At 48.6% G+C, this 14,907-nt stretch carries 11 protein-coding genes, 2 tRNA genes and 3 rRNA genes; 3 read left to right on the forward strand and 13 right to left on the reverse strand.

Features of this window, described 5'->3' with window-relative positions:
• Window positions 1-6 precede the first annotated feature (6 nt).
• The 3 genes from FEK30_RS03535 to FEK30_RS03545 all read right to left on the reverse strand — a co-directional run bounded on the left by FEK30_RS03535 (window position 7) and on the right by FEK30_RS03545 (window position 2,789).
• Window positions 7-849 (reverse strand): tetratricopeptide repeat protein, encoded by an 843-nt coding sequence (locus tag FEK30_RS03535; RefSeq protein ID WP_065711483.1) that lies wholly within the window; start codon window positions 847-849, stop codon window positions 7-9.
• Between the two features lie 115 nt (window positions 850-964).
• Window positions 965-1,930 carry a tyrosine-type recombinase/integrase gene (locus FEK30_RS03540; protein ID WP_138071834.1) on the reverse strand — a complete coding sequence of 322 codons (966 nt, stop codon included), beginning with the start codon at window positions 1,928-1,930 and terminating at the stop codon, window positions 965-967.
• Window positions 1,931-2,078: 148 nt separating this feature from the next.
• Window positions 2,079-2,789 carry a hypothetical protein gene (locus FEK30_RS03545; protein WP_138071836.1) on the reverse strand — a complete coding sequence of 237 codons (711 nt, stop codon included), beginning with the start codon at window positions 2,787-2,789 and terminating at the stop codon, window positions 2,079-2,081.
• Between the two features lie 203 nt (window positions 2,790-2,992).
• Between FEK30_RS03545 and FEK30_RS03550 the strand changes: the two genes are divergently transcribed.
• Complete coding sequence (locus FEK30_RS03550) at window positions 2,993-3,457, forward strand: hypothetical protein (RefSeq protein ID WP_030008234.1); 465 nt, start codon at window positions 2,993-2,995, stop codon at window positions 3,455-3,457.
• 42 nt (window positions 3,458-3,499) lie between these two features.
• On the forward strand, window positions 3,500-4,060 hold the full coding sequence (locus FEK30_RS03555; protein ID WP_138071838.1) for a glutathione S-transferase family protein: 561 nt from the start codon (window positions 3,500-3,502) through the stop codon (window positions 4,058-4,060).
• 100 nt (window positions 4,061-4,160) lie between these two features.
• On the opposite strand, the gene FEK30_RS03560 is transcribed toward FEK30_RS03555, so the two are convergent.
• From FEK30_RS03560 to FEK30_RS03570, 3 genes are all read right to left on the reverse strand, one after another.
• Window positions 4,161-4,298 carry a photosystem II reaction center protein K gene (locus tag FEK30_RS03560; protein ID WP_012308371.1) on the reverse strand — a complete coding sequence of 46 codons (138 nt, stop codon included), beginning with the start codon at window positions 4,296-4,298 and terminating at the stop codon, window positions 4,161-4,163.
• A gap of 26 nt (window positions 4,299-4,324) precedes the next feature.
• Window positions 4,325-5,461 (reverse strand): tRNA guanosine(34) transglycosylase Tgt, encoded by a 1,137-nt coding sequence (tgt, locus tag FEK30_RS03565; RefSeq protein ID WP_138071840.1) that lies wholly within the window; start codon window positions 5,459-5,461, stop codon window positions 4,325-4,327.
• 81 nt (window positions 5,462-5,542) lie between these two features.
• Window positions 5,543-5,998: a hypothetical protein gene (locus tag FEK30_RS03570; protein ID WP_030008237.1), complete on the reverse strand. Its 456-nt coding sequence runs from the start codon at window positions 5,996-5,998 to the stop codon at window positions 5,543-5,545.
• A gap of 304 nt (window positions 5,999-6,302) precedes the next feature.
• On the opposite strand from FEK30_RS03570, the gene cobS reads away from it, so the two are divergent.
• Window positions 6,303-7,091 carry an adenosylcobinamide-GDP ribazoletransferase gene (gene cobS, locus FEK30_RS03575; protein ID WP_138071842.1) on the forward strand — a complete coding sequence of 263 codons (789 nt, stop codon included), beginning with the start codon at window positions 6,303-6,305 and terminating at the stop codon, window positions 7,089-7,091.
• On the opposite strand, the gene FEK30_RS03580 is transcribed toward cobS, so the two are convergent.
• From FEK30_RS03580 to FEK30_RS03610, 7 genes are all read right to left on the reverse strand, one after another.
• A complete protein-coding gene (locus tag FEK30_RS03580; protein WP_030008239.1) occupies window positions 7,071-7,508 on the reverse strand; it encodes a PPC domain-containing protein in 438 nt (145 codons plus the stop codon). The genes cobS and FEK30_RS03580 overlap by 21 nt on opposite strands.
• A 191-nt stretch (window positions 7,509-7,699) precedes the next feature.
• Window positions 7,700-7,817: ribosomal RNA gene (gene rrf, locus FEK30_RS03585) — 5S ribosomal RNA — on the reverse strand.
• 79 nt (window positions 7,818-7,896) lie between these two features.
• A 23S ribosomal RNA gene (locus FEK30_RS03590) occupies window positions 7,897-10,708 on the reverse strand.
• A gap of 205 nt (window positions 10,709-10,913) precedes the next feature.
• Window positions 10,914-10,989: transfer RNA gene (locus FEK30_RS03595), tRNA-Ala, on the reverse strand.
• A 39-nt stretch (window positions 10,990-11,028) separates the two neighbouring features.
• Window positions 11,029-11,102, reverse strand: a tRNA-Ile gene (locus FEK30_RS03600).
• A gap of 121 nt (window positions 11,103-11,223) precedes the next feature.
• Window positions 11,224-12,712, reverse strand: a 16S ribosomal RNA gene (locus FEK30_RS03605).
• The 16S, 23S and 5S rRNA genes sit together here with 2 tRNA genes alongside, the layout of an rRNA operon.
• 415 nt (window positions 12,713-13,127) lie before the next feature.
• A complete protein-coding gene (locus FEK30_RS03610) occupies window positions 13,128-14,879 on the reverse strand; it encodes an ABC transporter ATP-binding protein (RefSeq protein ID WP_138071844.1) in 1,752 nt (583 codons plus the stop codon).
• Window positions 14,880-14,907: the final 28 nt, after the last annotated feature.

Genomic DNA, 14,907 nt, shown 5'->3' on the forward strand with positions numbered 1-14,907 from the left:
CTTTGTTTACTGGAATAACACCCGCACAAAAGTTTCTGCCCGTCGTTTGCCCTCCATATCTCCTTGGGCATCAAACATCGCGATCGCCTTCTCTAGATCTTGACGGGCCTCTTGATTTTGCCCCAGACCGGCCAAGGCAATACCGCGATTGTTGTAAGCAACGGCAAGTCCCTCATTGAGATCAATAAGAACATTCGCATCCTGGAGTGCTTTTTCATATTCGCCCGTCCGCACATACAAACTAGACCGGTTGATTAAAGCAATGACGTTTTGGGGATTGAGGCGGAGTGCTTGGCTAAAATCCTGAAGCGCTTCTTCCCGTAGGCCGGCATTGGTTAAGATCAAGCCACGGTTGATGTAAGGATCAACCCACTCAGGCATGAGCGTAATCGCCTGGGTCAGGTCGTCATAGGCTTGTTGTGCCTGGCCAAGTTTATGGGAGACGGTTCCCCGACCAAAATAAGAGGCTGCAGAATTTGGATCTAAAACAAGGGCACGATTAAAGTCAGCGATCGCCTGTTCGTATTGCTCTAATTCTCCGTAGGCAATCCCCCGGTTATTGTAAGCTTCAACAAAATTTGGATCCCGTTGAATCGCTTGATCAAAAGCGGCGATCGCCTGCTCATATTGACCTTGGGCAAGGGCGATAAGACCTTCCTCTAGAGATTTTTCAGCCTCACTCAATGGCTGTTCTTGGGGTACATCAGGCAGCAAATCAGCAGCGCTTTGGGCTCGTCCCAGGGGAATTTCCACGAGCAATAAACTCGAAGCACCAATGGCTAACCCCACAAAGACCTTCAAGATCAGTCGGTTAGCGAAACAAAAACGCAAAAAATGAGCCTGATTCATAATCTTCAAATTAAATCTTCTAACCATGTTGAGTCAAAGCTCTTTGAGTACGATAGATACTGATATTCATCACAGCGCAATGGGTTTGTTTTTGCTTTTCTGGATCAAAAAGCCCCTAGATCAAATTCGCCAAGAGATCTGTAATTTCCCCTTGGACATCCCTGCGGTTGTCATCATAAATCATCAAGGTATTGAGGTCGGCATGACGAGAAAATTTTTGTACCTTACGCACGTCTCCATTGGTCGCATCAAGGGCCGCCGTAATCCCAGAGTGACGAATGCGGTGGGGTGATAATAATTTTGTGACGCCTGCGGCCTTGGCTGTGTTCCGGACTAACTGGTAAATAGCTGTCCCCGTGAGACGGTGGCCCAGGTGAGCGCGATCAAGGGCAACAAATAATGGCTGAATTTTATTTTTAGATCCGGGACGGACGGCTAACCAAGCTTTAAGGGCTGTCACTGTTGCGGCAGAGAGTGTGACCCATTGTTTTTGGCGGCCTTTTCCCTTCCCTAAAATTGCGAGCGATCGCCGTTCGAGGTCTAAATCTTCTAAGTTGGTTTGGACAATTTCATTACGCCGCAGCGCATTATCCCAAAGCAATCTCAAAATAGCGTAATCACGTTTGCCCTTAATGGTCTTCTGGTTAGGGATTTTTAAAATTTGTCGATAAACAGTTTGTGAAATCCCCGTGGTATCTCGATAGCGACTGACCTTTTCTCCTTTAATGCCACCGAGGGTATAGCGACATTGCCCCAACTGATTCGCCAAACGAACCAATGCTTTGAGGGCGGCAAGACGACGATTAATAGTGGCTTCTTTTAGACAGCGGACATCCCGTAGATGATTTTTGTAGCGCAGGACGAGGGCGAGGGCCTGGGGTTGCTCCAGATTCAGAAAGGCTTCGACCAGGAGCGGTGCGGGTTCGTTGGCATCGGCCACAAACCGAAAAAAATCACGAATATCTTTTTTGTAGGCTCGCCAGGTGTGGGGCGATTTTTGGTTTTCAAGGAGTTGGCTCAGGATGTCCGGATTGTCCGCGGGGACGGAAAAAGGGCCAAGGCTAGCCAGGGATGTTTCCATAATCGGCGATCGCTTAAATCTTTATTTAATCTACATTTTAGCGGTTTAGCTTATGATAATCACAGTTTTCGATAGCTTGTTTTAAAAGCATTGATTAGCGGTCTCAACCCCAACTTAAGCGTTCAAATTGGGGCTGAGTAAAGAGGTTTTAGGAAGAACGGTGGTCAAAGAGCAACCAACAGGCCACACCAAAAAATGGCACAAAACGTAGGGTTTGCCAGAAGCTATCTTTGGCGGTGAGATCACCCATGAGGAAAATTTGGATAAACCAAAAACAAAGGAGATCCACCATGAAGGCGACGGTGAGGCGGCTATCTCCCAGACGCAAGAGAAAGTAATCAAGGCGATCGCCGAGGAGACCAAATTCAGGACGAGCTAGACCAAACCAACCAATGGCAATAATGCCGACGCAGATTCCGACCCACGCGAAAAGGCGCGTAAACCACGGTTTAGGTAAAAAAGGCTGAGGGGCAATGGCTCGCCGGAGCGCCATGTAGGGCAGCAAAAAAACATTAGTAAGAAACATCCCGCAACCCCAGAAGGCGAGGTATGGCAGATGTTGACCCTTGCGATCGCTCGCCATTACTGGCAGAAAAAGCCACATCCAGGCGACAGCAAAATTAAAGAGGGCCTCATCTACAGGATTGAGCACTGGGGCTAAAGGCGATCGCCAACCCAAATAATTTAAAATCGGCAGCACAAAAAAGAAATTAAGCGATGCTTGTTTCACCTCTGTCAAAGTCTCAGGTTGCAGTTGCCACAAAGGTTCTCCGCCGAAGGGGAAATGACTGGGGGCAAGGAGTAAAGTCCCTACATAAAGCAGCCAAAATCCCCAAAAAAAGTTTAATTTTAGATTCATTACCATCAAGACATGACTTTTTTGTGTTTCACCTTAGAATACTGGCCCAGGCTTGAATATGGTCAGAGGTAAAGGTTGGGTATTAGAGATCATTCGCTGCAATTAAAGAATCCTTTCTTTCTGTCTCGTACGCCCCAAAAGCTCGTTAGGATCAAAACGGAAAATTCAATCCTTATATTTAGTTTCAGTAAGTAAAAATTCTTATGCCTACATTACAAGATTTTTTTCAGACCCATCATTTAGCGAGTGACGATTATTGTGTTTTTGGCGTCGCCAGTTGTTTTGTCCGGGAGGAGGGCGAAACCCAGGCGGTTTCTATCCTAGAACCAATTCCCTCAGCGGCTCTCGAAGCACTGTTAAAAGGAATTCCCACATCTTATCGGGTTGCCCAAGCCCTGCCCCTTGGGGATGTTATCCAAGCGGATCAAATCACCTTACCCACAGCCCTAGGCGATCGCCTGCAAATTCCCGATGACTTTTTAGAACGCACCGCCGCCGCCGCCCGCACCTACAAACGCCGCCCCGAAGCCCAGGGCCATATCCCCCTAGGGACACTCCACCAGGAGTTCAACCATTCCACTGCGAAAAAGCGCGTCCTCAATCAGGTTAATATCGTCAACACAGAGGACAATGTGAAGCAACATGCCCATACCCACAAAGTTCTCTAAATGAATTTGTAGACACATTTTTGGCCTAACAAAACTCACACTATGCTAAAACTCTACGGTGGGGCGCGTAGCCGTGCCTCAATTGTGCGTTGGTACCTCGAAGAGCTCGGTGCTGACTATGAATTTGTCCTTCTCGATATGCAGGCGGGCGAACATAAACAACCGGATTTCCTTGCCTTAAATCCCTTTGGGAAAGTGCCCGTCCTAACCGATGACGAGGTTACTTTGTTTGAATCCGGTGCCATTTTGCTCTACCTCGCAGAAAAATTTGGTCACCTCGGCCCTTCCCCGGCAGATAAGGCGATCGCCTACCAATGGGTGTTATTTGCCAACTCGACTTTTTCTATGGGACTCACCCCGGCTGAAAATCGCAATGAAGTTATGGCCCGTTATTTGCAGCCCCTAAACGATATTTTGCAAAACACATCTTTTCTTTTAGGAGAAGCATTTACGGTGGCGGATGTGGCCGTCGGTTCGATCCTCGCCTACATTCCTTTAATGTTCCAAGATGTGGATCTCAACGCCTACCCAGCCCTACAAGCCTACTTAAAACGATTAGGCGATCGCCCCGCTTTCCAAAAAGCAATTATGAATCGCGGTTAATTCTCGTTACATTTAGTTACAAATTAGTCGCAAAAAACAAAAAAGCATCCCCGCAAGGATGCTTAATCAATTTCTTTTTTAAATAATTCAAAAATGGTGTTTATTTGAAGCCCACTGCCGCTTGCCATACAAATGCCAACAGCAAGAAGAACAAAGGAATTAGAGGCAAAACATCCACGAGGGGATCGAAAATTGAGTAGGCCTCAGGTAATTTCGCAAGTAATAATGCCGCTTCCATATATTTCCTTGTTGAACTGATTTTTCTTATGGTTTGCAGTCAATCCTAGCATGAGTTGGTTCGGGTTCTAGCCATTCGCCGAATTCTTCCACGAAGCGATCGCTAAGGATTGATTCACGAATTCTCACGGTAAATTGAATTAATTCTGTAACGTTATGTAAAGAAAGTAGCATGTAGGCTAACATTTCTTTCGCTTTGATTAAATGGTGCAAATAGGCCCGCGTGAAATTCTGGCAGGTATAACAAGGACAAGTTTCATCCAAGGAGCGAAAATCTTCTTTAAACTGGGCATTTTTTAAATTCCAGCGATCGCCTTTAACCAGGGCCGCACCATGGCGCCCCAACCGCGTCGGAATCACACAATCAAACACATCAATCCCCGCGGCGATCGCCTGGGCCATTTCCCGATAGGTGCCCACCCCCATCAAATACCGAATCTTGTTTTTCGGCAGGAGCGGCGCTGTATGCTGTACTACTTGGCGAATATTTTCCGGTGATTCCCCCACACTAACGCCCCCGATGGCATAGCCCGGTAGGTCTAATTTCGTTAAATTCGCCACCGCTTGGGAGCGTAAATCTAAGAAAATGCCCCCCTGGACAATCCCAAACAATGCTTGATCGTCCCGTTCATGGGCTTCAATACATCGCTCTAGCCAACGATAGGTTCGTGCTGTTGCCGCCGCCACCGCCTCCCGGCCCGCATCTCCTGGTGGACATTCATCAAAGGCCATGATCACATCAGCACCCAGGGCATTTTGAATCTGGATTGACCGCTCCGGGGTCATATCAATCAAACGTCCATCCTTCGGCGAACGGAACACCACCCCTTCCTCACGAATCTTACGCATTTCACTGAGACTAAAAACCTGGAATCCCCCGGAATCCGTGAGGATCGGCCCCTCCCAAGCCATAAACCGATGCAGTCCTCCGGCTTTCTGGACAATCTCCTCTCCCGGTTGTAAGTGGAGGTGGTAAGTATTTGATAAAACCATCTGGGCCTGGGCCTGGACTAAATGATCCGGCGTGATGCCTTTCACATTCGCAAGGGTACCCACAGGCATAAATCGGGGTGTTTCCACAATTCCGTGGGGGGTATGAAACACGCCGACCCGGGCATTTGTATGGCGACATTCCTTATGTAGCGAAAAATGAAAATGGCTCACAGATGATGTTCCGAAGATCACTAAAAAATAAAAACGGCAGCAAAAGCCACCGCTTATTCTACCGAGTTCAGGAAACAGAACCTAGAAATTGAAATTTTCATCGTCATCCATGTGGACATCCCAGCGGGCCGATAAAACCTGAGTCACCATCTCTTCTAAGGTACTTTCGGGAACTGCTTTGGTATTGAAAGGATTGGCTTGGGGATTTTCTGCCACTTCCAACCGTAAGACACGATTATCCTGGACGAGTTCAAAATAAGTCTTATCGGTTTCAGCCTGTTTCAGGGCAAGGTAATCGAAGCTATGTAAATTTAGATATAAAGACTGATTGACCACCAAAGTAGCCTGTTGTTCATCATCAAAGACTTCTACAATCCAACCTTCGCCCTGTTTTTGCACTTCGCCATCAAGGTAATGGGAATAGCGGACCCATGCGAGATCTTGGAGTAGACGTTTCATGTCACTTTTATTGACAAGAATACCGGTAGAGACCACACAAGGAGCGGGTAAGGAAGTGGGATGACATTGATGACTCATGGGAATTGACTAAGGGTAAACAAAAAAATATGACAGACTGAAGGTAAATCATCCATAACACTGTCTAGACATGGCAAGCAAATGAGCGCCACCACATCAGGATGAGCCTATGCGATTGTCATTTTACTTGTACAAAAGCTAGCACCCAAGGACAAAGGCTGTGGTTTTACAGTATTGTCTTGGTGTTATGGCGGAGGATGTTTATTAACGGTTTCCAATGCCTCGCCATAATCTTAACTTAAGGTTTGAATTTTGACATCTGAAAACCCACAATCTATCCAATTCTGAGCATCTCAATCAATTTATGGTTCGTTTTTTATCAGGCTTGCTACAGCTTTGGCGATCGCTATTGGGGGCCATTCTTTTTTACACGCTGCTACCACTGCCCAAGGGAGTACAGCCTAGTTTTATTCGCATTGCCCGTTGGTGTCCTTGGGTGGGCTTGATTATTGGGGGCATATTGCTGGGAAGTTTTTGGGGTTTAGAGAGTTTAAAGGTTCCCGCTTTACTCAGGAGTGCGATTTTAGTTGCCTTTTGGTTGGGTTTGACGGGAGGCTTACATTTAGATGGGGCAATGGATGCGGCCGATGGCTTAGCAGTGACGGAACCGAAACGCCGTTTAGCGGTGATGGCTGATAGTGTTTCTGGTGCATTTGGGGTGATGACAGGGATCTTAATCCTATTGCTCAAGGTCGCTGCCCTCGAAGGCTTAGGATTAGAGTCTTGGTATTTTTTTGTGTTGATACCGGCTTGGGGACGATGGTCTCAGGTGGTGGCGATCGCCTTTTATCCCTACCTGAAAGCTGAAGGCAAAGGGGCATTCCACAAGCAGCAGTTCCAGTTATATCCAGATTTGTGCTGGAGTATCTGCCCCATGCTCTTATTCGTATTTTTGAGCTACTTTTTCCTACCGATTAGCCAATGGTTGAGTGTGATACTCAGTAATCTTTGGTTTATGGCAGTGGCGATCGCTGTCAGCACTTGGTTTGGTCATAAATTCCAAGGTCATACAGGCGATACCTACGGTGCCACTGTGGAATGGACTGAAGTCGCTTGTCTCGTCAGCATCGTTTTACTCGCGAATAGGCTGTAGGCGCGTTACTTTGAGCGAAAAATCACCATTTCCCGTTTCCCCAAAGGCCCGTACCCGCACAATATAGCGTCCCGTTTCGTTGATGCGCACAAATAGTAATGAATTCGTTGAACCGTCGGCGGCATCGTCATTTTCCGCAATCGTCGAACCATCCGCCGCCAGCAGCAACACAATCGTATCAAAATCGTCCGAAAGCAAGTCAATGGCGACTTGATCGCCCTCTTGGAGAGTAATCGCATAATCCCTGGCAAATCCCCCTTCCCCCGTGGGGATATCCTGATCCGAAAGCCGCTGGTTAATCTCTTGACCAGAGCGAATTCCAAGGGGTCGATACATCATCTCATTGGCGATCGCTTGATTTGCCAGCCCTAAAACACTAAAAAATCCGAATATACAACCCCAGTAAATCCGATTCATTCAAATACCTATCAACTTATTGGCTTACTCTTCATACTCTACAACACTACCCAAGCAACAGAATGGGACTTCACTCACGACAAAGGAGAAAGACAGCAAAATAAAATAAAGCACTCAATCTGTAGATTGAGTGCTTTGATTAGAATATAAAGTTGAAGAATAAGATATTCAGTTTTTCATAAAAGAGAGAAGCTTGGCATTGAGCTATTTTCCCGGTAGGCTACCCCACAGGTATCGTCGCCGCTATAGCGTTTCACATCTGAGTTCGGGATGGAATCAGTGTGGTTCCACTATGCTAGAAACACCAAGCAGTGGTGTGGTCTCACACCCTCAAGACTGCACAAAATACTTATTAGTTCATCGAAATACTTAGTCTAACCATCTGTTTAAGGACAAGCCCTCGGTCTGTTAGGACATCTCGGCTCCATATGTTGCCACACTTCCACCTAATGCCTATTAACGGGTGTTCTTCCCGTGACCTTACTGGATTAACTCCATGAGAGCACTCATCTTGAGGTGGGCTTCCCACTTAGATGCTTTCAGCGGTTATCCGCTCCGCACTTGGCTACCCTGCGTTTACCGTTGGCACGATAACAGGTACACCAGCGGTGCGTCCTTCCCGGTCCTCTCGTACTAAGGAAGACTCCTCTCAATGCTCTTACGCCTGCACCGGATATGGACCGAACTGTCTCACGACGTTCTGAACCCAGCTCACGTACCGCTTTAATGGGCGAACAGCCCAACCCTTGGGACCTACTTCAGCCCCAGGTTGCGATGAGCCGACATCGAGGTGCCAAACCTCCCCGTCGATGTGAACTCTTGGGGGAGATCAGCCTGTTATCCCTAGAGTAACTTTTATCCGTTGAGCGACGGCCCTTCCACGCAGCGCCGTCGGATCACTAAAACCGACTTTCGTCCCTGCTTGACTTGTAGGTCTCGCAGTCAAGCTCCCTTCTGCTTTTGCACTCGATGGCTGATTTCCAACCAGCCTGAGGGAACCTTTGTGCGCCTCCGTTATCATTTAGGAGGCGACCGCCCCAGTCAAACTGCCCACCTGATACTGTCCTTTCACCGGCTTCACGGTTTAAAGTTAGAATTCTAGCCTTGTTAGAGTGGTATCTCACCAGTGACTCCATTACTCCCACAAGAGTAATCTCAACGTCTCCCACCTATCCTGCGCAAACAAAGCCCGAACCCAATACCAAGCTACAGTAAAGCTTCATAGGGTCTTTCTGTCCAGGTGCAGGTAGTCCGTATCTTCACAGACAATCCTATTTCGCCGAGCCTCTCTCCGAGACAGTGCCCAGATCGTTACGCCTTTCGTGCGGGTCGGAACTTACCCGACAAGGAATTTCGCTACCTTAGGACCGTTATAGTTACGGCCGCCGTTCACCGGGGCTTCGGTCGTCAGCTTCGCCTAAGCTAACCAACTTCCTTAACCTTCCGGCACTGGGCAGGCGTCAGCCCCTATACGTCCTCTTACGAGTTTGCAGAGACCTGTGTTTTTGGTAAACAGTCGCCTGGGCCTCTTCACTGCGACCAGCTCTCGCTGGCACTCCTTCTCCCAAAGTTACGGAGCAATTTTGCCGAGTTCCTTAGAGAGAGTTACCTCGCGCCCCTCGGTATACTCTACCACCCTACCTGTGTCGGTTTCGGGTACGGGTCCTGTGCTTTCAACACATAACTAGCTTTTCTAGGCACTATCCTTTACTACGCGGAGACCGTAGTCTCCTCCCAATCCATTCAGGGTGTAGCTATCTTTCATGCGTCATAGTTATGCTCCCACACAGGAGTTGAGGAATATTAACCTCATGTCCATCGACTACGCCTTTCGGCCTCGCCTTAGGTCCCGACTAACCCTCCGCGGACGAGCCTTCCGGAGGAACCCTTAGGGTTTCGGGGTATGTGATTCTCACACATATTTTCGCTACTTAAGCCGACATTCTCACTTCTATACAGTCCACATCTGCTCACCGCTAATGCTTCACACCATATAGAACGCTCCCCTACCACTCTTTCGAGTCCGCAGCTTCGGTAACTTGCTTAGCCCCGTTCATTTTCGGCGCAGGAGCGCTTGACCAGTGAGCTATTACGCACTCTTTCAAGGATTGCTGCTTCTAGGCAAACCTCCTGGTTGTCTATGCACTCCCACCTCCTTTATCACTTAGCAAGTATTTTGGGACCTTAGCTGGCGGTCTGGGCTGTTTCCCTCTCGACGATGAAGCTTATCCCCCACCGTCTTACTGGCTGAATTTTACATGGTATTCTTAGTTTGTCTCACTTTGGTACCGCTCTCGCAGCCCGCAGCGAAACAGTGCTTTACCCCCATGCAAGGAAACCAACCGCTGCGCCTAAACACATTTCGGGGAGAACCAGCTAGCTCCGGGTTCGATTGGCATTTCACCCCTAACCACAGCTCATCCGCTCCTTTTTCAACAGAAGTCGGTTCGGACCTCCACTTGGTATTACCCAAGCTTCATCCTGGCCATGGTTAGATCACCCGGGTTCGGGTCTACAAACTGTGACTAACGCCCTTTTCAGACTCGTTTTCACTTTGGCTTCGGCTTTTCACCTTAACCTGCCACAGCCTGTAAGTCGCCGGCTCATTCTTCAACAGGCACACGGTCAGACGTTAAATCGTCCTCCCATTGCTTGTAGGCTAACGGTTTCATGTTCTATTTCACTCCCCTCCCGGGGTTCTTTTCACCTTTCCCTCGCGGTACTTTTACACTATCGGTCACACAGTAGTATTTAGCCTTACGAGGTGGTCCTCGCTGATTCAACCGGAATTTCACGTGCTCCGGCCTACTCGGGATACAGTTAGGCTACTTTGATTTTCGACTACAGGACTTTCACCTTCTTTGGTGTAGCTTTCAACTACTTCGTCTAACCTCTATAGTCCACATCACTGTCCCACAACCCCAACCGCCTAAGCAGTTGGTTTAGGCTCTTCCCGCTTCGCTCGCCGCTACTAAGGGAATCGATTTTTCTTTCTCTTCCTTCAGCTAATAAGATGTTTCAATTCGCTGAGTTGGCTCATACCATCCTATATATTCAGATGGCTGTATTTAGGGTTGCCCCATTCGGAAACCTCCGGCTCAATGCTTGCTTCCAGCTCCCCGGAGTATATCGTCGGTAACCACGTCCTTCATCGCCTCTGTGTGCCTAGGTATCCACCGTTAGCCCTTTGTAGCTTGACCTTTTTTCGAGGTCAGACTCTTGGCTATTTTTGGATTGTTTGTACTTTCGTACTTTCCTACCTAGCTATTATTTCGACTATCTAATATTTTTTTGTGCAGTTTTCAAGGTGCTTTGCTGAAATCTCTTCCAGCATTCAACAACATCTTTTGTCTTTTTCTTAGACTATGGTGTTGATGCTGAGTTCGTTTCATTATTTCGTGGTTTTGGTGGAGGTAAGCGGACTCGAACCGCTGACATCCTGCTTGCAAAGCAGGCGCTCTACCAACTGAGCTATACCCCCATTGATATCAACAATTGATGATTATCAACGGTTGATAAGTGGGCCATCCTGGACTTGAACCAGGGACCTCACCCTTATCAGGGGTGCGCTCTAACCACCTGAGCTAATAGCCCATGTCCACGAACCTAAATTTGAAAGTGACTCCCGTTTCTCCCCCTCGCACGACCTTCGAGATGACCTTACTGCGTTCTATTTGCTGATTGCTTTCAAACTTCAGTAGGTTAGGTCTCCCTAAAAGGAGGTGATCCAGCCACACCTTCCGGTACGGCTACCTTGTTACGACTTCACCCCAGTCACTAGCACTGCCTTCGGCGCCCTCCTCCGCGAACGGTTAGAGTAACGACTTCGGGCGTTGCCAGCTTCCATGGTGTGACGGGCGGTGTGTACAAGGCCCGGGAACGGATTCACCGCAGTATGCTGACCTGCGATTACTAGCGATTCCTCCTTCATGCAGGCGAGTTGCAGCCTGCAATCTGAACTGAGGCCGGGTTTGATGAGATTCGCTTGCCCTCGCGGGGTTGCTGCCCTTTGTCCCGACCATTGTAGTACGTGTGTAGCCCAAAATGTAAGGGGCATGATGACTTGACGTCATCCCCACCTTCCTCCGAGTTGTCCCCGGCAGTCTCCCTAGAGTGCCCAACTTAATGCTGGCAACTAAGGACGAGGGTTGCGCTCGTTGCGGGACTTAACCCAACATCTCACGACACGAGCTGACGACAGCCATGCACCACCTGTCTCCGTGCTCCCGAAGGCACTCTCGCATCTCTGCAAGATTCACGGGATGTCAAATCTTGGTAAGGTTCTTCGCGTTGCATCGAATTAAACCACATACTCCACCGCTTGTGCGGGCCCCCGTCAATTCCTTTGAGTTTCACACTTGCGTGCGTACTCCCCAGGCGGGATACTTAACGCGTTAGCTTCGGCACTGTCCGGGTCGATACAGACAACGCCTAGTATCCATCGTTTACGGCTAAGACTACAGGGGTATCTAATCCCTTTCGCTACCTTAGCTTTCGTCCCTCAGTGTCAGTTACGGTCCAGTAGAGCGCTTTCGCCACCGGTGTTCTTCCCAATATCTACGCATTTCACCGCTACACTGGGAATTCCCTCTACCCCTACCGTACTCAAGTCACACAGTTTCCACCGCCGATCCACAGTTAAGCTGTGGGCTTTGACAGCAGACTTGCATGACCACCTACGGACTCTTTACGCCCAATAATTCCGGATAACGCTTGCACCCTCCGTATTACCGCGGCTGCTGGCACGGAGTTAGCCGGTGCTTATTCCTCAGGTACCGTCAATATTCTTCCCTGAGAAAAGAGGTTTACAATCCAAAGACCTTCCTCCCTCACGCGGTATTGCTCCGTCAGGCTTTCGCCCATTGCGGAAAATTCCCCACTGCTGCCTCCCGTAGGAGTCTGGGCCGTGTCTCAGTCCCAGTGTGGCTGCTCATCCTCTCAGACCAGCTACTGATCGTCGCCTTGGTGGTCCCTTACACCACCAACTAGCTAATCAGACGCGAGCTCATCTTCAGGCCAAAAAAGATTTCACCTCTCGGCATATCGGGTATTAGCAGTCGTTTCCAACTGTTGTCCCCGTCCTGAAGGCAGATTCTCACGCGTTACTCACCCGTCCGCCACTAAGCCCGAAGGCTTCGTTCGACTTGCATGTGTTAGGCATACCGCCAGCGTTCATCCTGAGCCAGGATCAAACTCTCCATATTAGACTCCTTACTCATTCCTTAGAATTTTCACTCGTCTTTAGCAAGAGATGTTTTTTAAGGCTCTCTTTATCCTTAACTAAGTTCCTTGGTATCGATTGTTTCAATCTCAACCAGCTCACTTGTTATAATCTTGTTCAAAACAAGGGGGTGGATAGTCACTTTCAAATTCTATTCTTTTGTCTCGGTTCGGGGCGGCGGTTCAGTGCGTCTCTCTCAACCGCGCTTAACTATATTAACCACACAACCCGGAGATGTCAACACCTTTTTTCAATCTTTTTTCGGTGTTTGAATGAAAAATCCCTGGAATGCCCTCAGAACAAGGGGTTTGGGATGAGAAAAATTTGGAACTTTAAGTCCTTAAGCCCCTCAATCTGGATTTGACAACCACCTCCCTACATTTTTGTATCGCTCTCAATTAGGTGAGGATTGCCGCGAGTTGGTTTTGCTCCCAGAGTTGTTTGTATAGTCCGTCTTGGTTAATTAACTCTTCGTGAATGCCGGTTTGGACGATTTTGCCGTGATCCATGACGAAAATACGATCGCCTTTGGCGGCGGCGGAGAGCTGGTGGGTGATGAAGATGACGGTTTTGTTTTGTGGGGAGTGGGAGAGGTAGTCGAGAATTTCGGTGGCTGTTTTGTTATCGACGCTAGAGAGAGCATCATCGAGGATGAGGACAGGGGCATCGATCATAAAAGCCCGGGCCAGGGAACTACGCTGGCGCTGTCCACCGGAAAGGGTGATGCCGCGTTCACCGACAAGGGTGTTGTATTGCCGGGGGAAGTTCAAGATTTCGTGGTGGATTTGTGCCTGTTGGGCGGAGGATTCAATTTCGGGTTGGTCGCTACCAGGTAATCCGTAGGCGATGTTGTCACGGATTTGACTGCTGAAGAGAAAACTTTCTTGGGGAACATAGGCGATCGCCTGGCGTAAATCTTGGAGACGAATATTAGTGAGATCTTGCCCATCAAGGAATAATTGACCGGGTTCGATATCAATTAGACGGGGCAGAGCATTGGCAAGGGTCGATTTGCCTGCACCAATAGATCCCACAATGGCGATGATTTCACCGGGGTTAATTGTGAAATTGAGGTCGTCTAGGGCCGGACGATTGTCGCCGGGGTAAGTAAAAGAAAGATGCTTGGCAACAATTTGGCCTTCGACCTGATGACGATCCAGAGAATGGGCCGTAGTGCGGTCTTGAATGAGTGGTTGATTGTCGAGGATGGCTTCAATGCGATCAATGCTCACTTCACCCCGTTGATAGGACGTAATCGTGAAGCCCAGTAGAGCCGTAGGCACCACCAAGCGTTCGACTAATAAAATGAGGGCGATAAAATTCCCCACCGTCAGTTCATCAGCGGTAATGGCCCTCGTCCCAAAGATCAGCAGGATCAATAGGCTGATATAAGAAATTCCTTCGATAATCGGAAAGAGTAAATTCCGAATCCGGGCGAGGCCAAGATTGGCTTGTAGCAACTTCTGATTTTGCTTGTCAAAGGCTTGGCGTTCGTTGGCTTCTTGGGCATAGATTTTGATCAAAGAAATGCCACTCATGTCTTCTTGGATCAGTTGACTGAGTTCTGAAAGCTCCTCTTGGACTTCTTTTTGTTCGTCCCGCAACCGACCACTAAACAGTTGCACCGTGAGTAACATGGCTGGATAAACGGCGATCGCCATCACACTGAGCTTGCCATGGAGCGACAACATCACGGGTAAGGTCATCGCATAGGCAAACACCGTATTGGCTAGACTGAGCACGGAAAAACCCAGGAGACGGCGCACATTATCCACATCACTGGTGGCCCGGTTGATTAAATCTCCAGAGGACTGATTGGCGAAGTATGCAGGCTCTAGGGTGAGGAGATGTTGGAAGATTTTTTGCTTTAGATCAAACTCCACTTGCCGACCAACACCAAAAATCGCAATGCGAGAGAGCATCCGAATTCCCCACATGACCGAGGCGAGGAGCAACATTAACAAAACAGCACGGGTTAAATTACCTAGGCCGACATCTGTTTGGAGGGAATCTACTGTATTACTGAGGATAATCGGCAGATAAACGCCCAGGCCATTGACAAGAATGAGGGCGCCAATCCCTAGCCAAATGTCCCGTTGATAGGGTTTGAGGTAGGCCAGAAGTCGGCGCAAGCGAGAGGGAGCAGCCATAGCAGGTGTGTGATTCTAAAACATGGAC

The organism is Picosynechococcus sp. PCC 11901 (assembly GCF_005577135.1).
Taxonomy (GTDB): domain Bacteria; phylum Cyanobacteriota; class Cyanobacteriia; order Cyanobacteriales; family MRBY01; genus MRBY01.